We start from the raw sequence: 22366 nt of genomic DNA, 5'->3' as shown, positions 1-22366 counted from the left end.
CTCCTTCAAAACGTCGAAACCCCGGTTAAACAAAGGTATAACCCCTGTCTAACCGAAAGTCCCCCTTAGGCAGTTCCCGATTGTGCACAACAAGCGATGTTTCTGTACGAAATTTCTCGATAATGCATCATATCCATTATAGACAAAAGGGAAAATTCTATACAGAAAAATTACACACGACGACGTTTTGGCGGACGACATCCATTATGAGGAACTGGAGTAACATCTCTAATTGCTGTTACTTCTAGACCTGCAGCTTGAAGAGCACGAATTGCAGCTTCACGACCAGCACCAGGACCTTTAACAGTAACCTCTAAAGTTTTTAAACCGTGCTCCATTGCAACTTTAGCAGCAGCTTCAGCAGCCATTTGCGCAGCGAATGGAGTAGATTTACGAGATCCACGGAAACCAAGTGCACCAGCACTAGACCAAGAAAGTGCGTTACCGTGAGTATCTGTAAGTGTTACGATTGTGTTGTTGAAAGTAGAACGAATATGAGCTATACCAGCTTCGATATTCTTTTTCACACGTTTTTTACGAGTGTTTGTTTTACGTGCCATTGTTAGTTCAACCTCCTTTACTTATTATTTCTTTTTATTTGCTACTGTACGACGTGGACCTTTACGTGTACGAGCATTGTTTTTAGAATTTTGACCACGAACTGGTAAACCACGACGGTGACGAAGACCACGGTAAGAACCGATCTCCATTAGACGTTTAATGTTAAGAGATACTTCACGACGAAGGTCTCCCTCAACTTTAATACGATCGATAACATCACGGATACGTCCTAATTCGTCTTCCGTTAAATCACGAACTCGTGTTTCTGAAGAAATACCAGCTTCAGTAAGAATTTTTTCAGCAGTTGTGCGACCAATGCCGAATACGTAAGTTAAAGAAATAACAACGCGTTTGTCTCGAGGAATATCTACACCTGCGATACGTGCCATTCTGAATGCACCTCCTTCTGATTAACCTTGTTTTTGTTTATGTTTAGGGTTTTCACAAATAACCATTACTTTTCCACGTCTACGAATAACTTTACATTTTTCGCAGATTGGTTTAACTGACGGTCTTACTTTCATGTCTCGAACCTCCTTAAAGATTACGGAGTGCTATATTATTTAAAACGGTACGTAATACGACCACGATTTAAATCGTACGGAGATAATTCTACCGTAACTTTGTCTCCTGGTAAAATACGAATGAAGTTCATACGGATTTTACCAGAAACGTGAGCCAATACGACATGCCCATTCTCTAATTCTACTTTGAACATAGCATTTGGCAACGTTTCAAGAACGGTACCTTCGACTTCAATTACATCATCTTTAGCCATTCAATAGTTCTCCCTTCTTCAAATCAGTAACATTTTACACTGCTCTGAAATCCCGGAGAGCCAGCTACTTATAAAGTGGTAAGGATTTCGTATCCTGCTTCTGTAAGAGCAATCGTGTGCTCAAAATGGGCACACCATTTACCATCTACCGTTACCACTGTCCAGTCATCAGATAGTGTTTTTACATATCGTCTTCCTTGATTCACCATCGGCTCAACACAGATGACCATTCCCGGCTTTAATCTAGGGCCTCTATTTGGTGGACCATAGTGCGGGATTTGAGGGTCCTCATGTAAGTCTTGCCCGATTCCGTGACCAACATACTCCCTAACGATCGAGAATCCATTCTCTTCAGCATGGGTTTGAACCGCATGTGAGATATTTGATAATCTCTCGCCTGGTTTTACTTGTTCTAGACCAAGATACAACGATTTTTCTGTGACATCAAGTAGCTTTTGAACAGATTCAGAAATGTTTCCAACTGGATACGTCCATGCAGAATCTCCATGGTACCCATTGTATTTCGCACCAATATCGATACTGATGATATCGCCCTCTTTGAGCTTGCGCTTTCCTGGAATTCCGTGTACAAGCTCTTCATTTACAGAAGCACATATGCTCCCCGGAAATCCGTTGTATCCTTTAAAAGATGGCGTAGCACCATATTTTTGAATCGTCTTTTCCGCTATTTGATCGAGCTCTTTCGTTGTAATTCCTGGAGTAATGTGCTGTTTCAACTCTTGATGAGTTAAAGCAACGATTCTGCCAGCTTCTCGCATGATTTCTATCTCGCGAGGAGTTTTGCAGATGATCATTACGCTAAGCCTCCGATGAGAACATCGATATCAGCAAATACTTTATTGATATCTTGCTCACCATTAATGCTTTTTAAGTAACCAAGCTCGTCGTAGAAATCAAGCAAAGGTTTTGTTTGCTTAATATTTACATCTAAACGATTTGCTACAGTTTCTTCATTGTCATCAGAGCGTTGGTATAATTCGCCACCACATTTATCGCACACATCAGCTTTTGCTGGTGGATTGAATTCTAAGTGGTAAGTCGCACCGCACTCTTTACAAATGCGACGGCCTGTAAGGCGTTTTAATAACAATCCTGAATCCACATTAATGTTTAAAACATAGTCGATTTTTTTGCCAAGATCTTTCATAATCTCTTCAAGAGCTGATGCTTGTGCAACAGTTCGTGGGAAACCGTCTAGTAAGAAACCTCTTACGCAGTCTTCTTGACTTAAACGTTCACGAACAATTCCGATTGTAACTTCATCTGGAACAAGTGCACCTTTATCAATAAAAGATTTTGCTTGTAGACCCATTTCAGTTTCAGCCTTCATAGCTGCACGGAACATATCTCCTGTTGAAATGTGAGGGATGTTATACTTGGCTACAATCTGTTCGGCTTGTGTACCTTTACCAGCACCAGGAAGCCCCATTAAAATTAAGTTCATCCTTGTTCCCCCTCAGTACATGAGCATGTAGGGAAGATAGTTCTTCCCACTTACTCACTGCTTGATAAACCCTTTGTAATGGCGTTTTACCAGTTGGCTTTCTAGCTGCTTCATTGTTTCTAAAGCAACGCCGACAACGATTAACATACTCGTTCCACCAATCTGTGCAGATGGAGGAAGATTTCCCAATTTCGTAAAGATAACTGGTAAGATTGCAATCGCTGCTAGGAAAATTGATCCTACAAAGGTCAAACGATACAAGATTTTTGTTAGATATTGTTCTGTATTCTTACCCGGACGAATACCTGGAACATATCCACCTTGCTTGTTTAGATTCTCTGACATTTGCTCTGGATTAACCTGAACAAATGCATAGAAATATGTGAAGGCTACAATGAGCGCAACATATATGATCATTCCCACTGGGTGAGAATAGTTAAAGTTTGCAATAATCCACTGCGATACATCATGTTTCGGGAAGAACTGTGCAATAGTTGGAGGCGTAATTAAGAATGAAACAGCAAAAATGACTGGAATAACACCCGCACTATTTACCTTAAGCGGTAAATGTGTGTTTTGTGCTCCAGCATGATTCCCATTCCCTCCTGTTACACGCTTCGCATATTGAATTGGGATCTTTCTAACAGCTTGTTGAATGAAAATAACACCAACAATAACTGCTAGCACAGCTAGTAAAATCAATGCAACTTTAACGATACTCATGAACAATTGATCTCCGATATTTTGAAACTGTTGTTGATACACTTGAGATATAACACTTGGGATCGCTGCAGCAATACCGCCAAAGATAAGGATGGAAATACCATTACCTACACCTTTAGCTGTAATCTGTTCGCCTAACCACATTAAAAATGCAGTACCAGCAGTCAGTACCGTAGCAATGTATAAATAAGTGCTCCAACCAGGATTCAAAATTAATTGCCCACCTACCATACCGTTAAAACCGATTGACATACCAAACCCCTGAATAAACGCAAGAACAATTGTAAAGTAACGCGTGAATTGCGTTAGTTTACGACGGCCCATTTCACCTTGCTTCGACCATTCCGAAAATTTAGGAACAACATCCATCTGCAATAATTGCACGATGATGGATGCTGTAATATACGGCATGATTCCCATCGCAAAGATGGAGAAGTTTTTCAAGGCGCCACCGCCAAATGTATTTAGAATACCTAAAGCATTTAATTGGTCTTGTGCTTTCAGTACGTCTCCATTTGTAAATGGCACTGGGATAAACGTGCCAATCCTGAATACGATTAACATCGCTAAAGTGAATAATATTTTACGTCTTATCTCAGCAACGCGCATAAAGTTGGAGATTGTACGAAACATTAGATCACCTCAACTGATCCGCCAGCTGCTTCAATTGCTTCTTTAGCACTTGAAGAGAACTTGTGCGCTTTAACAGTTAGTTTTTTCTCTACTGCTCCGCTTGCAAGAATTTTAACACCGTCGTTTAACTTGCTGATAACGCCAGTTTCCAGCAATAATTCAGGTGTTACTTCTGTACCATCTTCAAAACGATTTAACGTTGATAAGTTTACAATAGTAAACTCTTTACGGTTAATGTTTGTGAAGCCGCGTTTTGGTAAACGACGGAATAATGGAGTTTGACCACCTTCGAAGCCAAGACGAACACCGCCACCAGAACGTGCGTTTTGTCCTTTATGACCTTTACCAGCAGTTTTACCGTTACCAGAACCGATACCACGACCGACACGGTTACGTACTTTACGAGAACCTTCTGCAGGTTTTAATTCATGAAGTTTCATTCCCAGGCACCTCCTTATATTAATGAGTTATCCTTAAGCTTCTTTTACAGTTAAAAGGTGAGAAACTTTGTTGATCATACCAAGAATAGCAGGAGTTTCTTCCTTAACTACAGTTGAATTCAACTTTTTAAGACCTAAAGCTTCTACCGTCGCACGTTGATCTTGTGGACGACCAATTACACTACGAGTGAGGGTAATTTCTAACTTTTTCGCCATTTGTTTTCCCTCCTTAACCTAGTAGCTCTTCTACAGATTTACCGCGTAATTTTGCAACATCTTCAGCGCGCTTAAGTTCGCTTAATCCGTTCACAGTAGCGCGAATCATGTTGATTGGTGTGTTAGAACCAAGAGATTTCGAAAGAATGTCTTGTACACCAGCTAATTCAAGAACCGCACGAACAGGTCCACCAGCAATAACACCAGTACCCTCAGCAGCAGGTTTTAAGAATACTTCACCAGCTCCAAAGTGACCGTTGATTGTGTGTGGAATTGTTGTACCAACTAATGGTACAGCGATTAAATTTTTCTTAGCGTCTTCGATAGCTTTGCGAATTGCGTCTGGTACCTCTTGTGCTTTACCAGTACCGAATCCAACATGACCGTTTTTATCGCCAACTACAACTAGTGCAGCAAAGCGGAAACGACGACCACCCTTAACAACTTTCGCGACACGATTTATCGTAACTACACGTTCTTCAAGTTCTAATTTACTTGGGTCAATGCGATGCATCAATTTTCCCTCCTTTGACCATTAAAATTGTAATCCAGCCTCACGAGCAGCTTCAGCTAGAGCTTTAACACGGCCATGGTATAAGTAACCACCGCGATCAAATACTACTTCTTTAACGCCTTTCTCTACAGCACGCTTAGCAACTGATTCTCCAACTTTCGTAGCAGCTTCAGTATTGCTAGTACCGTTAAGAGCAAGGTCTTTATCAAGAGTAGATGCACTTACTAACGTTACACCATTCACATCATCAATAACTTGAGCGTAAATATGTTGGTTAGAACGGAACACGTTTAAACGTGGACGCTCTGCAGTACCAGTAAGTTTAGCACGTACACGTGCATGTCTTTTCTTACGAGTCGCATTTTTATCAGCTTTAGTGATCATTTTCTTGTCACTCCTTTCTCTCACCTAACGGGTTTACTTAGCAGTTTTACCTTCTTTACGACGAACAACTTCGCCTTCGTAACGAATACCTTTACCTTTGTAAGGCTCAGGAGCACGTACAGCACGGATGTTAGCAGCAAATTCGCCAACACGTTGCTTGTCGATACCTTTAATTACGATTTTAGTTGGTGCAGGTACTTCAACTTCAAGACCTGCTTCCGGAGTCATTTCTACTGGATGAGAATAACCTACGCTTAAAACAAGTTTATCTCCTTGTTTTTGAGCACGGTAACCAACACCGACTAATTCAAGTCCGCGTGCGAAACCTGCAGTTACACCTTCAACCATGTTTCCGATTAAAGCACGAGTTGTACCGTGTAATGCACGGTGTTCCTTCTGTTCAGATGGACGCTCAACTGTTAGTGTATTTTCTTCAATTTTGATAGACATATCAGCATTGAATTTACGAGTTAATTCACCTTTAGGGCCTTTTACTGTTACAGTATTGTCTTCTGCAATTGTAATAGTAACACCTGCAGGGATTTCAAGAATCTTTTTACCAATACGAGACATGTGGTCACACCTCCGTTCGTTTTAAATATATATTACCAAACGTATGCTACTACTTCTCCACCAGTTTGTAATTGACGAGCGTCTTTGTCTGTCATTACTCCCTTAGATGTAGAAACAAGAGCGATACCTAATCCGTTAAGTACACGTGGTACTTCGTCAGCTTTAGCGTAAACGCGTAAGCCAGGTTTACTGATACGTTTTAATCCAGTGATTACACGTTCATTGTTTGCACCATATTTCAGGAAAATACGAAGGATACCTTGTTTGTTATCCTCGATGTATTCTACATCACGAATGAAACCTTCACGTTTTAAAAGTTCAGCGATCTCTTTTTTGATTTTAGAAGCAGGAACCTCTAATTTCTCATGACGTACCATGTTCGCATTACGGATGCGAGTAAGCATGTCTGCAATTGGATCTGTCATCACCATGTGTTTTACCTCCTTCCCATTTGTGGGTTTTACCAACTAGCTTTTTTAACACCAGGAATTTGACCTTTATATGCAAGTTCACGGAAACAAATACGGCAAAGTTTAAATTTGCGGTATACAGAATGCGGACGACCGCAGCGTTCGCAACGTGTATACTCTTGTACTTTAAACTTAGGAGTACGCTTTTGTTTCGCTATCATAGATTTTTTAGCCACGTTTTCGCCTCCTCTACTTAGCGTTGGCTTCCATTATTTTTGGAATGGCATACCGAATTGTGTTAAAAGTTCACGAGCTTCTTCATCAGTTTTCGCTGTAGTAACGATTACGATGTCCATACCGCGTACTTTGCTTACTTTATCATAATCAATCTCAGGGAAGATAAGTTGCTCTTTAACACCTAATGTGTAGTTCCCACGACCATCGAATGATTTCTTAGAAACACCACGGAAATCACGTACACGTGGTAAAGAAACCGATACTAATTTGTCGAAGAACTCATACATTTGCTCGCCGCGTAAAGTTACTTTCGCACCGATTGGCATACCTTCACGAAGACGGAAACCAGCGATTGATTTTTTAGCACGAGTTACAACAGGTTTTTGACCTGCGATTTGTGTTAATTCTTCTACTGCATTGTCTAAAGCTTTTGAGTTAGATACCGCGTCACCAACACCAGTGTTGATTACGATCTTTTCGATTTTCGGTACTTCCATCACAGATTTATAGTTAAACTTGCTCACTAGAGCAGGAGTAATTTCCTTTTGGAACTTCTCTTTAAGGCGATTCAATGAAGTGACCTCCTTTCTTAAGAAAATTATTTATCTAATAATTCACCAGATTTTTTTGCAATACGAACTTTTTTACCATCTTCTACTTTGAAGCCTACGCGAGTAGGTTCACCTGTTTTCGGATCTAAAATCATAACGTTAGAAACGTGAATAGGTGCTTCTTTAGTAATAATTCCACCTTGTGGATTTAATTGAGATGGCTTAGAGTGTTTTTTAACGATGTTAACACCCTCAACGATAACACGGTTTTGCTTTGGGAAAGCCACAAGGATAACGCCTTGTTTTCCTTTGTCTTTACCAGTGATTACCTGTACTTTATCACCTTTTTTTACATGCATCTTAATTCTGCACCTCCTTAGCAAGGCAATACCTTAAATTATAGAACTTCTGGAGCTAAAGAAACGATCTTCATGAAGTTGCTATCACGTAATTCACGAGCTACTGGTCCGAAGATACGAGTACCACGTGGGCTCTTATCGTCTTTAATGATAACCGCTGCGTTTTCATCAAATTTGATGTAAGAACCGTCCGGACGACGAGCTCCGCTCTTCGTACGTACTACTACTGCTTTAACAACGTCACCTTTTTTAACAACGCCACCTGGTGTTGCTTGTTTTACCGTAGCAACGATAATGTCACCAATGTTAGCATATTTACGACCAGAGCCGCCTAATACTTTAATTGTTAAAAGTTCACGTGCACCAGAGTTGTCAGCAACTTTCAAACGAGATTCTTGTTGGATCATGTTATGAAACCTCCCTTCGGACTAAAAATTCCGATTCGTCTATTTAGATAATAACCGCTTCTTCAACGATTTCAACTAAACGGAAACGCTTAGTAGCAGAAAGCGGGCGAGTTTCCATGATTTTAACGATATCGCCAAGTTTCGCTTGGTTTTGCTCATCATGGGCTTTGTACTTCTTAGAATACTTAACACGTTTTCCGTACAAGGAATGAGTTTTGTAAGTTTCAACTAAAACTGTAATCGTTTTGTCCATTTTGTCAGACACTACACGACCAGTATAAACTTTGCGTTGGTTACGTTCGCTCACTATGCAAACCTCCCCTCAATTTATCGATTAATTCCGATCTCTCTTTCACGAACTACAGTTTTCATACGAGCAATTGCTTTACGCACTTCACGAATGCGAGTTGGATTCTCTAATTGTCCTGTAGCAAGTTGGAAGCGAAGATTAAACAACTCTTCCTTTAAAGCTTTAACTTTTGTTTCGATTTCGGCAGTGGTTAATTCACGAATATCATTAGTTTTCATTAGATTCACCACCATTTTCTTCACGTTTTACGAATTTACATTTCACAGGTAACTTGTGAGCTGCAAGACGTAATGCTTCGCGTGCTACCTCTTCAGATACACCCGCGATTTCGAACATAATTTTCCCAGGTTTTACTACTGCTACCCAGCCTTCTGGTGCCCCTTTACCGGAACCCATACGTACTTCTAGAGGTTTTGCAGTGTAAGGTTTAGAAGGGAAAATTTTAATCCATACTTTACCGCCACGTTTCATGTAACGAGTCATTGCACGACGAGCAGCTTCGATTTGACGGTTTGTAATCCATGAAGCAGCTTGTGCTTGTAAACCGAATTCACCGAAAGCAATTTCAGTTCCACCTTTAGCACGACCACGCATTTTACCACGATGCTCTCTACGATATTTTACGCGTTTTGGCATTAACATATTATTTTCCTCCTTCCTCAGAAGCTTTCTTTTTTGTAGGAAGGACTTCTCCACGGTAGATCCATACTTTTACGCCTAATTTACCGTATGTTGTATCAGCTTCAACTGCTGCATAGTCAATATCAGCGCGAAGTGTATGAAGTGGAACAGTTCCTTCACTGTAAGATTCTGCACGAGCGATATCAGCTCCGCCAAGACGACCAGAAACCTGTGTTTTAATACCTTTAGCACCTGCACGCATAGCACGTTGAATAACTTGCTTTTGTGCACGACGGAATGATACACGGTTTTCTAATTGACGAGCGATGTTTTCGCCTACTAATTTAGCGTTAAGATCAGCTCTCTTAACTTCTAAAATGTTGATGTGTACACGCTTGCCTGTTAATTGGTTAAGAGCTTTACGAAGTGCTTCAACTTCAGTACCACCTTTACCAATTACCATACCAGGTTTTGCAGTGTGAATTGTAACATTTACACGATTTGCTGCACGTTCGATTTCTACTTTAGCAACAGCAGAATCTTTTAAGCGTACATTAATGTACTCACGGATTTTGATGTCTTCATGTAATAATGTAGCGTAATCTTTCTCAGCGAACCAACGAGATTCCCAGTCACGGATAACACCGACACGAAGACCAATTGGATTAACCTTTTGACCCATCGATTATCCCTCCTTCTTTTCTGATACCACAACTGTGATGTGGCTTGTGCGTTTGTTAATTTGGCTTGCACGACCCATTGCACGTGGACGGAAACGTTTCAACGTTGGACCTTCGTCAACGAAGACTTTTTCAACAACTAGGTTGTTAATGTCCATCTCATAATTGTGCTCTGCATTTGCGATTGCAGATTTTAAAACTTTTTCTACAACTGGAGAAGCAGTTTTTGGTGTGTGGTTAAGGATAGCAATCGCTTCACCCACTTGCTTACCTCGGATTAAGTCTACTACTAAACGAACTTTACGAGGAGCAATACGAACTGTTCTCGCTACTGCTTTAGCTTGCATTGAAGTGCCTCCTCTCATTATCTTCTAGTTTTCTTATCGTCAGCAAGGTGACCTTTATACGTACGAGTTGGTGCGAATTCACCTAACTTATGGCCAACCATATCCTCAGTGATGTACACAGGTACGTGTTTACGACCATCATATACAGCGATTGTGTGTCCGATGAACTGAGGGAAGATTGTTGAACGGCGAGACCAAGTTTTAACAACTTGTTTTTGCTCAGATGCAACTAATTTTTCCATTTTGCTCATTAAGTGATCATCGACAAATGGTCCTTTTTTTAAGCTACGAGCCATTTTGGTGCCTCCCTTCGTGATTGGCGTACGGTTCTAGAAATGAACCGTACTACAATCCCATTATTTTTTACGACGACGAACGATAAATTTGTCAGACGCTTTGTTTTTCTTACGAGTCTTGAATCCAAGAGTTGGTTTACCCCATGGAGACATTGGAGACTTACGTCCGATTGGAGAACGACCTTCACCACCACCGTGTGGGTGATCAACCGGGTTCATTACAGAACCACGAACTGTTGGGCGTTTACCTAACCAGCGAGAGCGACCTGCTTTACCGATTTTGATAAGTTCATGTTGTTCGTTACCTACTTGACCGATTGAAGCGCGACAAGCAGATAATACAAGACGTACTTCACCAGAAGTTAAACGTACAAGTACGTATTTACCTTCTTTACCAAGTACTTGAGCAGATGTACCAGCAGAACGAACTAATTGTCCGCCACGACCAGGCTTAAGCTCGATGTTATGAACAACAGTACCTACTGGAATGTTGATTAATGGTAATGCGTTACCGATTTTGATGTCAGCTTCTGGGCCAGACATAACTTCCATACCTACTTCTAAAGATTTAGGAGCAAGAATGTAACGTTTTTCACCGTCAACGTAGTTAATTAATGCGATATTCGCAGAGCGGTTTGGATCGTATTCGATCGTAGCAACGCGTCCTGGAATTCCATCTTTGTTACGCTTAAAGTCGATGATACGGTATTGACGCTTATGTCCGCCACCTTGATGACGTACAGTAATTTTACCTTGGTTATTACGACCAGCCTTCTTGCTTAAAGGAGCAAGTAAAGACTTTTCGGGTCTGTCAGTCGTGATTTCAGCGAAATCATTCGTAGTCATATTACGACGACCGTTAGTAGTTGGATTATACTTTTTAATTCCCATCTCAATTTCCCTCCTTCTTTAGTAAGAATTAAACGCCTTGGAAGATTTCGATTTCTTTGCTGTCAGCAGTTAGCTTAACGATTGCTTTACGACGACGGCTAGTAAAACCAGCGTGACGACCAACGCGTTTTGCTTTCGGCTTGTAGTTCATGATGTTCACTTTTTCTACTTTAACACCAAAGATCGCTTCAAGAGCATCTTTAACTTCTGTTTTATTAGATTTAACGTCCACATCGAACGTGTATTTTTTTTCAGCCATCATTTCCATAGAACGTTCAGTGATAACTGGGCGCTTAATGATATCACGAGGATCTCTCATTATGCAAGCACCTCCTCTACTTTTTCCACTGCCGCTTTTGTCATGATTAGCTTATCATGATGAAGCACGTCTAAAACGTTTACGCCATCAGCAGTGATTACTGTTACTCCAGGGATATTGCGAGCAGATAACTCTACAGATTCGTTTGCATCAGCAGTTACGATAAGAGCTTTCTTCTCAACAGTTAATCCTTTAAGTACTGCTAGCATGTCTTTTGTTTTTGGTGCATTTAATACTAGGTCTTCAAGAACTACAATGTTGTTCTCAACTACTTTAGTAGCTAATGCAGATTTAATTGCTAAACGACGAACCTTCTTAGGAAGTTTGTACGCATAGCTTCTTGGTGTAGGTCCGAATACCGTACCACCACCACGCCATTGAGGAGAACGGATAGACCCTTGACGAGCACGTCCAGTTCCTTTTTGACGCCATGGTTTACGACCACCACCGCGAACTTCAGAACGAGTTTTTACTTTGTGTGTACCTTGACGTAAAGATGCACGTTGCATCATTACAGCTTCGAAAAGTACAGCTTCATTTGGTTCGATACCGAAAATAGCTTCAGCTAATTCGATTTCACCAACCTGTGAACCAGTTTGGTTATATACAGTAACTTTTGGCATTGGAATTCCTCCTTCCTATTGTGAATTATTTGCTAACCTTCACAGCGCCTTGAACAACTACAAGAGATTTCTTAGCACCTGGAACGTTACCTTTTACTAGTAATAAGTTGCGCTCAGTGTCAACTTGAACGATTTCTAAGTTTTGGATAGTAACTTGGTCTCCACCCATACGTCCAGCAAGTTTTTTGCCTTTGAATACACGGTTCGGAGCAACTGGGCCCATTGAACCTGGACGACGGTGATAGCGAGAACCATGAGACATAGGTCCGCGAGATTGTCCGTGGCGTTTGATAACACCTTGGAAACCTTTACCTTTAGAAATTCCTGTTACGTCAACGATTTCACCTGCAGCGAAAACTTCAACTTTTACCTCTTGACCAACCTCTAATCCGTCCACGTCTGCATCGCGGATTTCGCGAATGAAGCGCTTAGGAGTTGTAGATGCTTTAGCAGTGTGGCCTTGTTCAGGTTTGTTAGTTAACTTTTCACGTTTATCTTCAAATCCTAACTGGATTGCATTGTAGCCATCAGTTTCAGTTGTTTTCTTTTGAAGAACAACGTTTGGATTAGCAGCGATAACTGTTACTGGGATTAACTCACCGTTCTCAGCAAATACTTGAGTCATACCGATCTTTCTTCCTAAGATTCCTTTGGTCATGAGTTACACCTCCTACATTTTTAAGTTATATAATTTATAGTTTAATTTCGATATCTACACCAGACGGTAAGTCTAAACGCATTAATGAATCTACTGTTTGTGGAGTAGGACTCACGATATCGATTAAACGCTTGTGTGTGCGCATTTCGAATTGCTCACGAGAATCTTTGTACTTATGAACAGCACGAAGAATTGTGTAAATAGTCTTCTCAGTTGGTAATGGGATCGGACCAGAAACTGTTGCCCCAGAACGCTTAGCTGTTTCTACAATTTTCTCAGCTGATTGATCAAGAATACGGTGATCATAAGCTTTTAAACGGATACGAATTTTTTCTTTTGCCATTATTTTCCCTCCTTCGTTCGCCTATTTCTAAAATAGACCTTCTCCATGGAAATTTCCCCACACCATGCCATGGCAAAGCGGCCGGGTGTGTCAGCAACCTTCCACTTCATCGCAGTCAAAGACCAACATTGTCTATTATACAATGTTATTCGTCTAGATGCAAGCATCTTTTTGTTTGCATCTGCTTTTCTCTACTTTTGCTATTATACATGGCACTTTAAAGAATTTCAAGTTTTCATCTACTAGAATTCATTTTACAGTTTTTGGGTTTCGTTTTAATGTTTTTATATACTATAGAAGAAACTCGTCAAAACACAAAGATATCATCCTATTCATTATATAAACACAAACAAACCCCCCAAGGGGAAATCCCTTGGGGGGTTTTTATATCAGTTAAGATTACTCAACGATAGTAGCAACTACACCGTAACCTACTGTACGTCCACCTTCACGAATAGAGAATTTAGTTCCCTCTTCGATAGCGATTGGAGCGATAAGTTCGATAGTCATTTCGATGTTGTCACCAGGCATTACCATTTCAGTACCTTCTGGTAATTGGATGATACCAGTTACGTCAGTTGTACGGAAGTAGAACTGAGGACGGTAGTTAGCGAAGAATGGAGTGTGACGTCCACCTTCTTCTTTAGATAATACGAAAACTTCAGCTTTGAATTTAGCGTGTGCTTTTACAGAGCCAGTTTTAGCAAGAACTTGTCCACGTTGGATGTCTTCACGAGCAACCCCACGAAGAAGAGCACCGATGTTGTCTCCAGCTTGAGCTTGGTCAAGAAGTTTACGGAACATTTCTACACCAGTTACAGTTGTAGAAGCATTCTCTTCAGCAAGACCGATGATTTCTACTACGTCACCAACTTTAACGATTCCGCGCTCTACACGACCAGTTGCAACTGTACCACGACCTGTGATAGAGAATACATCCTCGATAGGCATTAAGAATGGTTTGTCAGTTTCACGTTCTGGAGTTGGGATGTAAGCATCAACTTCAGTCATTAATTCAATGATTTTTGCTTCCCAATCAGCTTCTCCTTGAAGAGCTTTAAGAGCAGAACCTTTGATTACAGGAATGTCGTCGCCTGGGAATCCGTATTCAGATAATAGGTCACGAACTTCCATTTCTACTAATTCTAATAACTCTTCGTCGTCTACCATGTCGCATTTGTTTAAGAATACAACGATGTAAGGAACACCTACTTGACGAGAAAGAAGGATGTGCTCACGTGTTTGAGGCATTGGGCCATCAGCAGCAGATACTACTAAGATACCGCCGTCCATTTGAGCAGCACCAGTGATCATGTTTTTAACATAGTCAGCGTGACCTGGGCAGTCAACGTGTGCATAGTGACGAGTTTCAGTTTCGTACTCAACGTGTGCAGTTGAGATTGTGATTCCGCGCTCTCTTTCTTCTGGAGCAGCGTCGATTTGATCGTATCCGCGTGCTTCAGCACCACCAGCTTTTGCAAGAACTGTAGTGATCGCAGCAGTTAATGTAGTTTTACCATGGTCAACGTGGCCGATTGTACCGATGTTAACATGGGGTTTAGAACGTTCGAATTTAGCTTTAGCCATTCTAAATTCCTCCTTAGTTTATATAGGTTATTTTATATTTAGACTAGAAAGTGAAACTTACGTCCCACTTTCTAAGCTTACATAAGTAGTTATACTCGAACAATTGATAAAAATCAATTATTCGCCTTTATTTTTTTTAATAATTTCTTCTGAAACAGACTTCGGTACTTCTTCATAATGATCAAATGTCATTGAGAATGTTCCGCGTCCTTGAGTGTTAGAACGTAATGCTGTCGCATAACCGAACATTTCAGAAAGTGGAACCATAGCGCGAACAACTTGTGCGTTACCGCGAGCTTCCATACCTTCTACACGTCCACGACGAGATGTTACGTCACCCATGATGTCTCCCATGTATTCTTCAGGGATTACAACTTCAACTTTCATCATTGGCTCAAGAATTACTGGGTTACATTTAGAAACCGCAGCTTTAAGTGCCATAGATGCAGCGATTTTGAACGCCATCTCAGATGAATCGACATCATGGTAAGAACCGTCAACTAATGCTGCTTTAATGTCAACTAGTGGGTAACCAGCTAGTACACCATTTTTAAGTGAGTCTTCAAGACCCGCTCCAACAGCTGGGATGTATTCACGTGGAACTACACCGCCGACGATTTTGTTTTCGAATTCAAATCCTTTACCTTCTTCGTTAGGTGCAAACTCAATCCAAACGTGACCGAATTGTCCACGTCCACCAGATTGACGAGCAAACTTACCTTCAACTTTCGCAGCAGCGCGGAAAGTTTCACGGTATGCTACCTGAGGAGCACCAACGTTTGCTTCGACTTTGAATTCACGGCGCATACGGTCAACGATGATATCAAGGTGAAGTTCACCCATACCAGCAATGATAGTTTGGCCAGTTTCTTGGTCAGTGTGAGCACGGAATGTTGGATCTTCTTCAGAAAGCTTAGATAATGCTGTACCCATTTTATCTTGGTCAGCTTTAGATTTTGGTTCGATAGCTACAGAGATAACTGGCTCTGGGAATTCCATAGACTCAAGGATAACAAGGCTCTTCTCGTCACAAAGAGTATCACCAGTAGTAGTATCTTTTAAACCTACAGCAGCAGCGATATCACCAGCGTAAACTGTTGAAATCTCTTCACGGCTGTTAGCGTGCATTTGTAGGATACGTCCTACACGCTCACGCTTACCTTTAGTTGAGTTTTTCACGTATGATCCAGAGTTTAACACACCAGAGTACACACGGAAGAACGTTAACTTACCAACATAAGGGTCAGTCATGATTTTGAATGCTAAAGCTGCGAATGGTTCTTCATCGCTAGACTTACGTTCTACTTCTTCATCTGTATCCGGAAGAGTACCTTTAATAGCAGGTACATCTAATGGAGATGGTAGGTAGTCGATAACTGCGTCTAACAGGATTTGAACACCTTTGTTTTTGAATGCAGAACCACAGATTACTGGGAAGAATTCTACAGAAGTTGTAGCCTTACGGATACCAGCTTTAAGCTCTTCTACAGTGATTTCTTCACCTTCTAGGTACTTCATCATCATTTCTTCATCAAGCTCAGCTACCGCTTCAATAAGCTTCCCACGGTATTCTTCAGCTAGTTCTTTGTGCTCTTCAGGAATTTCGACACGCTCGATGTCTGTTCCTAAATCGTTACCGTACATGTAAGCACACTCTTCAACAAGATCAATGATACCATTGAACTCATCTTCAGCACCGATTGGTAACTGAATTGGATGTGCGTTTGCTTGTAAACGATCGTGGATTGTTCCTACAGAGTATAAGAAATCTGCACCGATCTTATCCATTTTGTTAACGAATACGATACGAGGTACACCGTAAGTAGTAGCCTGACGCCAAACAGTTTCTGTTTGTGGTTCTACACCAGATTGTGCATCAAGTACTGCTACCGCACCATCAAGTACGCGTAAAGAACGTTCTACTTCTACTGTGAAGTCTACGTGTCCTGGAGTATCAATGATGTTTACACGGTGACCTTTCCATTGAGCTGTAGTTGCAGCAGAAGTAATTGTGATACCACGCTCTTGCTCTTGCTCCATCCAGTCCATCTGAGATGCACCTTCATGAGTTTCACCGATTTTATGAATACGTCCTGTGTAATACAGAATACGCTCAGTTGCTGTTGTTTTACCAGCATCGATGTGAGCCATGATACCAATATTACGAGTGTTTTCTAAAGAGAACTCTCTTGTCATTTGGTGTCTTGCTCCTTCCATATATGGATTGGATTTTTTATTTTAAGTAGCAAAAAAGCCACTTTATATTGTTACATATGCCAGTGTCCAGTACCCTCATTATGTAAAACGAGCGCCCAACGAAAGGGAGAGGCATTCTCCCTCTCCACACTTCCATAAGCGACAAATAAAGCGGTTTATGCTTACATTTATTTTACGTTGAATCCTACCAACGGTAATGAGCAAATGCTTTGTTAGCTTCTGCCATTTTATGAGTGTCTTCACGTTTCTTAACAGATGCACCAGCGTTGTTAGCTGCATCTAAGATTTCGTAAGCTAGACGCTCTTCCATAGTTTTTTCACCACGAAGACGAGCATAGTTTACTAACCAGCGAAGACCTAAAGTTGTACGGCGTTCTGGACGAACCTCAACTGGAACTTGGTAGTTAGCACCACCAACACGACGAGCGCGTACTTCAAGAACAGGCATGATGTTCTTAAGAGCTTGCTCGAATACTTCCATTGGTTCTTTATCTGAACGTTCACGAACGATATCGAAAGCGTTATAAAGAATTGTTTGAGATTTACCTTTTTTACCGTCAACCATCATTTTGTTGATAAGGCGTGTTACTAGCTTAGAATTGTACATTGGATCTGGTAACACGTCACGTTTCGCAACAGGTCCTTTACGAGGCATATTGAGTTCCTCCTTTCATTATAAGTTTATTATTTTTTAGCAGGTTTTGGTCGCTTAGTACCATATTTAGAACGTCCTTGCATACGTTTGTCAACACCAGCTGTATCAAGCGCTCCACGAACGATGTGGTAACGTACCCCTGGTAAATCCTTTACTCGACCACCGCGAATTAATACTACGCTATGCTCTTGTAAGTTATGACCGATACCTGGGATGTAAGCTGTAACTTCAATACCGTTTGTTAAACGTACACGAGCGTATTTACGTAACGCTGAGTTAGGTTTCTTTGGAGTCATTGTACCAACACGAGTACATACACCACGTTTTTGAGGTGCAGAGATATCAGTTGATTTTTTCTTTAAAGAGTTAAAACCTTTGTTTAACGCAGGTGATTTAGATTTCCATACTTTATCAGTACGACCATTTCTCACTAATTGGTTAATAGTAGGCATTTGATTATCCTCCCTTCGCATGTTTGTATGACCACATATCCAGGTGGTTCATTATTAGTTGAAAACAAAGTTTTTGCAAGGAAGAGCAAATGCTCTCTCCTCACAAAAACAGTTTTAACTTATTATTCCTATTGCTGAAGCTCCCACTTGAATCCCCGAAACTTTTCCAAGCTTACGAACTGATTCAACTTTTGTTATGGGTATGTTATGTTGCAAAGCAGTGCGAATGATAACATGGGTTAACCGCACATCAGCATCTTCTGCAATAACAACTTCTTTAACTATACCATTTTTGATTGCTTCCAATGTTCGTTTATGACCAACGACTACATTTTCAGCATTTGACACTTTTTGATAAGACATATAAATATCCTCCAAAGCATCGTTCAGGAGCAACCTTGATTATAGTAACATTTTGACTCATATAATGTCAACTAGGATTAGCTGTTTTTATACAAAATTTACGACGGAAAATTTTACTGTTCCACATAAACTTCATCGTTTTCTACATTCATGTTATCTTGTGTTGTTTTTACAAGATCCACTTTACGATAACGATTCATACCTGTTCCAGCAGGAACAAGCTTACCGATAATAACATTCTCTTTCAATCCTAGAAGCTCATCGCGTTTACCTTTAATTGCTGCATCCGTTAGAACACGAGTTGTTTCTTGGAACGAAGCTGCAGATAAGAACGAATCTGTTTCAAGTGAAGCTTTTGTAATACCAAGTAGAACAGGTCTAGCTGTCGCTGGTTGTTTACCTTTCAGTAACACCTTCGCATTCGCATCAGTAAACTGATGGATATCTAGTAATGTTCCTGGTAATACATCTGTTTCACCTGCATCACTTACACGAACTTTACGTAGCATTTGGCGTACCATTACTTCTACGTGTTTGTCACCAATTTCTACCCCTTGCATACGGTATACTTTTTGAACTTCACGTAATAAGTATTCTTGTACTGCTGTAATGTCCGTTACTTTTAGTAATTCTTTCGGATCAATAGACCCTTCTGTTAACTCTTTACCGTGGCTAATTGGCTGTCCTGGAGTTACTTTCAGACGAGCACCGTAAGGAATAGCATACGTACGAGCTTCAACTTCACCCTGTACAACTACTTCTTGGCGATCTTTAACATCGTTGATCGATGCGATAACACCGTCGATTTCACTGATAACTGCCTGACCTTTCGGATTACGAGCTTCGAAGATCTCTTGGATACGAGGTAAACCTTGAGTGATATCATCTCCGGCAACCCCACCTGTATGGAATGTACGCATCGTTAACTGTGTACCTGGCTCACCGATAGATTGAGCTGCGATAATACCTACCGCTTCTCCTACTTCTACGTCTGTACCAGTTGCTAAGTTACGACCGTAACACTTCTTACATACACCATGGCGAGTGTTACACGTGAACGCTGAACGAATGTTTACAGTTTCAACACCCGAATTTTCAACGATATGAGCGATATCTTCAGTAATTAATTGGTTTTCACTAACCAATACTTCACCTGTTTCAGGATGTTTTACAGTTTTTCTTGCAAAACGTCCAACAAGACGATCATATAGTGACTCAATTACTTCATTACCCTCTTTAATCGCACCAATTAATAGACCACGATCTGTTCCACAATCATCTTCACGGACAATTACATCTTGTGCAACGTCTACAAGACGACGTGTTAAGTAACCAGAATCGGCAGTTTTAAGTGCTGTATCGGCAAGACCTTTACGCGCACCATGCGTAGAGATGAAGTACTCAAGTACTGTTAAACCTTCACGGAAACTTGATTTAATTGGAAGTTCGATAATACGACCAGATGGATTGGCCATCAGACCACGCATACCAGCAAGCTGAGTAAAGTTCGATGCGTTACCACGGGCACCGGAATCACTCATCATGAAGATTGGGTTGCGTTTATTCAAGGATTTCATCAGTTTTCCTTGGATAACATCTTTTGCATTACTCCAAATAGAGATAACGCGATCGTAACGTTCTTCTTCCGTGATTAAACCGCGACGGAATTGTTTAATTACATTATCTACTTTTGCCTGTGCTTCATGGAGAATTTCATCTTTTTCACCTAATACAAGAATGTCAGATACCCCAACTGTAATACCAGCTTTTGTAGAGTACTTAAATCCTAAGTTTTTCATACGGTCAAGCATGCGAGATGTTTCCGTAATTTGGAAACGTTTGAATACTTCCGCAATGATGTTACCAAGGATCTTCTTGCTAAATGGTGCCACTTCTTCGCGACTAGCAATAATTTCTTTAATGTTCGCACCTTTTTCAACGAAATATTCCGCTGGTGTTTCTTTTTCAAGGTTTGAGTTTGTCGGTTCATTAATATAAGGGAACGACTCTGGTAAGATTTCGTTAAATATTAATTTACCAACTGTTGTTAATAGAAGCTTACCCTTTTGCTCTTCAGTAAACGTTACGTTATTTACTGAACTTGCAGCAACTGCAACACGTGTGTGCAGATGTACATATCCATTTTGGTATGCAAGTATTGCTTCGTTTGCATCTTTGAAGACCATACCTTCACCGATTGCGCCTTCACGCTCAAGTGTTAAGTAGTAGTTACCTAATACCATATCCTGAGATGGAGTAACAACTGGTTTTCCGTCTTTTGGATTCAAGATGTTTTGTGCCGCTAACATAAGAATACGAGCTTCTGCTTGTGCCTCTGATGATAACGGAACGTGAACCGCCATTTGGTCACCGTCAAAGTCCGCGTTGTATGCAGTACATACAAGTGGATGAAGACGAATTGCGCGACCTTCTACTAATGTAGGTTCAAACGCCTGGATACCAAGACGGTGAAGTGTTGGTGCACGGTTTAGAAGTACTGGATGCTCTTTAATCACAGATTCTAAAACGTCCCAAACTTCAGGGTGTACACGCTCAATTTTACGTTTCGCACTCTTAATATTGTGTGCTAACCCTTTTCCAACTAACTCTTTCATAACGAAAGGTTTGAACAGTTCAAGCGCCATTTCTTTCGGTAATCCACACTGGTACATCTTTAAGTTCGGTCCTACAACGATTACAGAACGGCCAGAGTAGTCAACACGTTTACCTAATAAGTTTTGACGGAAACGTCCTTGTTTACCTTTAAGCATGTGAGATAGTGATTTTAATGGGCGGTTACCTGGTCCAGTAACTGGACGGCCACGACGACCATTATCGATTAATGCGTCTACAGCTTCTTGTAACATACGTTTTTCGTTTTGAACGATGATGCTTGGAGCACCTAGGTCCAATAGACGTTTTAAACGGTTGTTACGGTTAATTACACGACGATATAAGTCGTTTAAGTCAGAAGTAGCAAAACGTCCACCATCTAACTGTACCATTGGGCGTAGTTCTGGTGGGATTACTGGTAGCACATCTAAGATCATCCAAGATGGTTCATTTCCAGAGTTACGGAATGCTTCTAATACTTCTAGACGTTTAATAGCACGAGTACGGCGTTGTCCTTGTGCTGTTTTTAATTCTTCTTTTAAGAAGTCTACTTCTTTATCTAAATCGATGTCTTGTAGTAGCTTTTTAATCGCTTCTGCACCCATAGCAGCTTGGAATGTGCTACCATATCGATCACGATATGCACGGTATTCTTTTTCAGAAAGTAATTGCTTCTTATCAAGTGGTGTATCTCCACTTTCTGTTACAACATAAGAAGCGAAATAAATTACTTCTTCAAGCGCGCGAGGGGACATGTCTAAGACAAGTCCCATGCGGCTCGGGATACCTTTGAAATACCAAATATGAGATACAGGAGCAGCTAATTCAATATGACCCATGCGTTCACGACGTACTTTTGCACGCGTTACTTCAACGCCACATCGATCACAAACTACACCTTTATAACGTACACGTTTGTATTTTCCGCAATGACATTCCCAGTCCTTTTGTGGTCCGAAAATACGCTCACAGAACAAGCCATCTTTTTCAGGCTTTAACGTACGATAGTTAATAGTTTCTGGTTTCTTAACTTCACCGTATGACCAAGAACGAATCTTGTCAGGTGAAGCAAGTCCAATCTTCATATATTCAAAGTTATTTACATCTATCAAGGGGCCTACCTCCCTTTTAGTCTACAGG

General features: G+C 40.8%; 34 protein-coding genes. All 34 read right to left on the bottom strand.

Features of this window, described 5'->3' with window-relative positions:
- Nucleotides 1-170 precede the first annotated feature (170 nt).
- The 34 genes from rpsK to rpoC all read right to left on the bottom strand — a co-directional run bounded on the left by rpsK (nt 171) and on the right by rpoC (nt 22338).
- Nucleotides 171-560, bottom strand: a complete 390-nt coding sequence (gene rpsK / locus C4S65_RS29960; RefSeq protein WP_000101797.1) for a 30S ribosomal protein S11 — start codon at nt 558-560, stop codon at nt 171-173.
- Between the two features lie 24 nt (nt 561-584).
- A complete protein-coding gene (gene rpsM, locus C4S65_RS29955) occupies nt 585-950 on the bottom strand; it encodes a 30S ribosomal protein S13 (RefSeq protein WP_000090792.1) in 366 nt (121 codons plus the stop codon).
- A gap of 21 nt (nt 951-971) precedes the next feature.
- The gene (gene rpmJ, locus C4S65_RS29950) at nt 972-1085 is read right to left on the bottom strand and encodes a 50S ribosomal protein L36 (RefSeq protein ID WP_000868344.1); all 114 of its coding nucleotides are present in this window, start codon (nt 1083-1085) and stop codon (nt 972-974) included.
- Nucleotides 1086-1120: 35 nt separating this feature from the next.
- Entirely contained in the window at nt 1121-1339 is a 219-nt protein-coding gene (gene infA / locus C4S65_RS29945) for a translation initiation factor IF-1 (RefSeq protein ID WP_001029884.1), read from the bottom strand.
- 68 nt (nt 1340-1407) lie between these two features.
- Nucleotides 1408-2154, bottom strand: coding sequence for a type I methionyl aminopeptidase (gene map / locus C4S65_RS29940; RefSeq protein WP_000582539.1), 747 nt, complete (start codon nt 2152-2154; stop codon nt 1408-1410).
- On the bottom strand, nt 2154-2804 hold the full coding sequence (locus tag C4S65_RS29935) for an adenylate kinase (RefSeq protein ID WP_001048995.1): 651 nt from the start codon (nt 2802-2804) through the stop codon (nt 2154-2156). Before C4S65_RS29935 ends, map begins: the two co-directional genes overlap by 1 nt.
- Before the next feature lie 54 nt (nt 2805-2858).
- On the bottom strand, nt 2859-4160 hold the full coding sequence (secY, locus tag C4S65_RS29930) for a preprotein translocase subunit SecY (protein WP_000490118.1): 1302 nt from the start codon (nt 4158-4160) through the stop codon (nt 2859-2861).
- Nucleotides 4160-4600 carry a 50S ribosomal protein L15 gene (gene rplO, locus C4S65_RS29925; protein ID WP_000766083.1) on the bottom strand — a complete coding sequence of 147 codons (441 nt, stop codon included), beginning with the start codon at nt 4598-4600 and terminating at the stop codon, nt 4160-4162. The genes secY and rplO overlap by 1 nt, the downstream gene beginning before the upstream one ends.
- 33 nt (nt 4601-4633) lie before the next feature.
- A complete protein-coding gene (gene rpmD / locus C4S65_RS29920; RefSeq protein ID WP_001085233.1) occupies nt 4634-4816 on the bottom strand; it encodes a 50S ribosomal protein L30 in 183 nt (60 codons plus the stop codon).
- Between the two features lie 13 nt (nt 4817-4829).
- Complete coding sequence (gene rpsE, locus C4S65_RS29915; protein ID WP_000554646.1) at nt 4830-5330, bottom strand: 30S ribosomal protein S5; 501 nt, start codon at nt 5328-5330, stop codon at nt 4830-4832.
- A 21-nt stretch (nt 5331-5351) separates the two neighbouring features.
- Complete coding sequence (gene rplR, locus C4S65_RS29910; RefSeq protein ID WP_000628818.1) at nt 5352-5714, bottom strand: 50S ribosomal protein L18; 363 nt, start codon at nt 5712-5714, stop codon at nt 5352-5354.
- A gap of 33 nt (nt 5715-5747) precedes the next feature.
- Nucleotides 5748-6287 carry a 50S ribosomal protein L6 gene (gene rplF, locus C4S65_RS29905; protein ID WP_000086551.1) on the bottom strand — a complete coding sequence of 180 codons (540 nt, stop codon included), beginning with the start codon at nt 6285-6287 and terminating at the stop codon, nt 5748-5750.
- Nucleotides 6288-6319: 32 nt separating this feature from the next.
- A complete protein-coding gene (rpsH, locus tag C4S65_RS29900) occupies nt 6320-6718 on the bottom strand; it encodes a 30S ribosomal protein S8 (protein ID WP_000245511.1) in 399 nt (132 codons plus the stop codon).
- 29 nt (nt 6719-6747) lie between these two features.
- Nucleotides 6748-6933: a 30S ribosomal protein S14 gene (rpsN, locus tag C4S65_RS29895; protein WP_001085700.1), complete on the bottom strand. Its 186-nt coding sequence runs from the start codon at nt 6931-6933 to the stop codon at nt 6748-6750.
- Between the two features lie 33 nt (nt 6934-6966).
- Entirely contained in the window at nt 6967-7506 is a 540-nt protein-coding gene (rplE, locus tag C4S65_RS29890; protein WP_001080829.1) for a 50S ribosomal protein L5, read from the bottom strand.
- A gap of 26 nt (nt 7507-7532) precedes the next feature.
- Nucleotides 7533-7844 (bottom strand): 50S ribosomal protein L24, encoded by a 312-nt coding sequence (gene rplX / locus C4S65_RS29885; protein ID WP_000558200.1) that lies wholly within the window; start codon nt 7842-7844, stop codon nt 7533-7535.
- A gap of 38 nt (nt 7845-7882) precedes the next feature.
- Nucleotides 7883-8251, bottom strand: a complete 369-nt coding sequence (rplN, locus tag C4S65_RS29880; protein ID WP_000615912.1) for a 50S ribosomal protein L14 — start codon at nt 8249-8251, stop codon at nt 7883-7885.
- Nucleotides 8252-8294: 43 nt separating this feature from the next.
- Entirely contained in the window at nt 8295-8558 is a 264-nt protein-coding gene (gene rpsQ, locus C4S65_RS29875) for a 30S ribosomal protein S17 (protein WP_000004106.1), read from the bottom strand.
- 20 nt (nt 8559-8578) lie between these two features.
- Nucleotides 8579-8779 (bottom strand): 50S ribosomal protein L29, encoded by a 201-nt coding sequence (gene rpmC, locus C4S65_RS29870; protein WP_000855718.1) that lies wholly within the window; start codon nt 8777-8779, stop codon nt 8579-8581.
- Nucleotides 8769-9203: a 50S ribosomal protein L16 gene (rplP, locus tag C4S65_RS29865; RefSeq protein ID WP_000928969.1), complete on the bottom strand. Its 435-nt coding sequence runs from the start codon at nt 9201-9203 to the stop codon at nt 8769-8771. The genes rpmC and rplP overlap by 11 nt, the downstream gene beginning before the upstream one ends.
- Before the next feature lies 1 nt (nt 9204).
- Nucleotides 9205-9864 (bottom strand): 30S ribosomal protein S3, encoded by a 660-nt coding sequence (rpsC, locus tag C4S65_RS29860; RefSeq protein ID WP_000529956.1) that lies wholly within the window; start codon nt 9862-9864, stop codon nt 9205-9207.
- A 3-nt stretch (nt 9865-9867) separates the two neighbouring features.
- The gene (rplV, locus tag C4S65_RS29855) at nt 9868-10209 is read right to left on the bottom strand and encodes a 50S ribosomal protein L22 (RefSeq protein WP_001148024.1); all 342 of its coding nucleotides are present in this window, start codon (nt 10207-10209) and stop codon (nt 9868-9870) included.
- 17 nt (nt 10210-10226) lie between these two features.
- Nucleotides 10227-10505, bottom strand: coding sequence for a 30S ribosomal protein S19 (gene rpsS / locus C4S65_RS29850; RefSeq protein WP_000124454.1), 279 nt, complete (start codon nt 10503-10505; stop codon nt 10227-10229).
- 60 nt (nt 10506-10565) lie between these two features.
- On the bottom strand, nt 10566-11396 hold the full coding sequence (rplB, locus tag C4S65_RS29845) for a 50S ribosomal protein L2 (RefSeq protein ID WP_000511583.1): 831 nt from the start codon (nt 11394-11396) through the stop codon (nt 10566-10568).
- A 28-nt stretch (nt 11397-11424) separates the two neighbouring features.
- Nucleotides 11425-11715: a 50S ribosomal protein L23 gene (rplW, locus tag C4S65_RS29840; RefSeq protein ID WP_001205558.1), complete on the bottom strand. Its 291-nt coding sequence runs from the start codon at nt 11713-11715 to the stop codon at nt 11425-11427.
- Nucleotides 11715-12338 (bottom strand): 50S ribosomal protein L4, encoded by a 624-nt coding sequence (rplD, locus tag C4S65_RS29835; protein WP_001127258.1) that lies wholly within the window; start codon nt 12336-12338, stop codon nt 11715-11717. The genes rplW and rplD overlap by 1 nt, the downstream gene beginning before the upstream one ends.
- Before the next feature lie 25 nt (nt 12339-12363).
- Complete coding sequence (rplC, locus tag C4S65_RS29830) at nt 12364-12996, bottom strand: 50S ribosomal protein L3 (RefSeq protein ID WP_000160209.1); 633 nt, start codon at nt 12994-12996, stop codon at nt 12364-12366.
- Between the two features lie 34 nt (nt 12997-13030).
- Nucleotides 13031-13339: a 30S ribosomal protein S10 gene (gene rpsJ, locus C4S65_RS29825; protein WP_001040595.1), complete on the bottom strand. Its 309-nt coding sequence runs from the start codon at nt 13337-13339 to the stop codon at nt 13031-13033.
- A 399-nt stretch (nt 13340-13738) separates the two neighbouring features.
- Nucleotides 13739-14926 carry an elongation factor Tu gene (gene tuf / locus C4S65_RS29815; RefSeq protein ID WP_001029617.1) on the bottom strand — a complete coding sequence of 396 codons (1188 nt, stop codon included), beginning with the start codon at nt 14924-14926 and terminating at the stop codon, nt 13739-13741.
- Nucleotides 14927-15043: 117 nt separating this feature from the next.
- On the bottom strand, nt 15044-17122 hold the full coding sequence (fusA, locus tag C4S65_RS29810; RefSeq protein ID WP_000196384.1) for an elongation factor G: 2079 nt from the start codon (nt 17120-17122) through the stop codon (nt 15044-15046).
- A 205-nt stretch (nt 17123-17327) separates the two neighbouring features.
- The gene (gene rpsG / locus C4S65_RS29805) at nt 17328-17798 is read right to left on the bottom strand and encodes a 30S ribosomal protein S7 (RefSeq protein WP_001137492.1); all 471 of its coding nucleotides are present in this window, start codon (nt 17796-17798) and stop codon (nt 17328-17330) included.
- 29 nt (nt 17799-17827) lie between these two features.
- Nucleotides 17828-18250, bottom strand: coding sequence for a 30S ribosomal protein S12 (gene rpsL, locus C4S65_RS29800; protein ID WP_001142341.1), 423 nt, complete (start codon nt 18248-18250; stop codon nt 17828-17830).
- A gap of 114 nt (nt 18251-18364) precedes the next feature.
- Entirely contained in the window at nt 18365-18613 is a 249-nt protein-coding gene (locus C4S65_RS29795) for a 50S ribosomal protein L7ae-like protein (RefSeq protein ID WP_000121833.1), read from the bottom strand.
- A gap of 113 nt (nt 18614-18726) precedes the next feature.
- On the bottom strand, nt 18727-22338 hold the full coding sequence (gene rpoC, locus C4S65_RS29790; RefSeq protein WP_103945740.1) for a DNA-directed RNA polymerase subunit beta': 3612 nt from the start codon (nt 22336-22338) through the stop codon (nt 18727-18729).
- Nucleotides 22339-22366: the final 28 nt, after the last annotated feature.

The organism is Bacillus sp. ok061 (genome assembly GCF_900108285.1).
GTDB classification, from domain to species: Bacteria; Bacillota; Bacilli; order Bacillales; family Bacillaceae_G; genus Bacillus_A; species Bacillus_A thuringiensis_S.
Note: the sequence above shows the minus strand (reverse complement) of the source record. Positions and strands in the feature narration are given on the sequence as shown.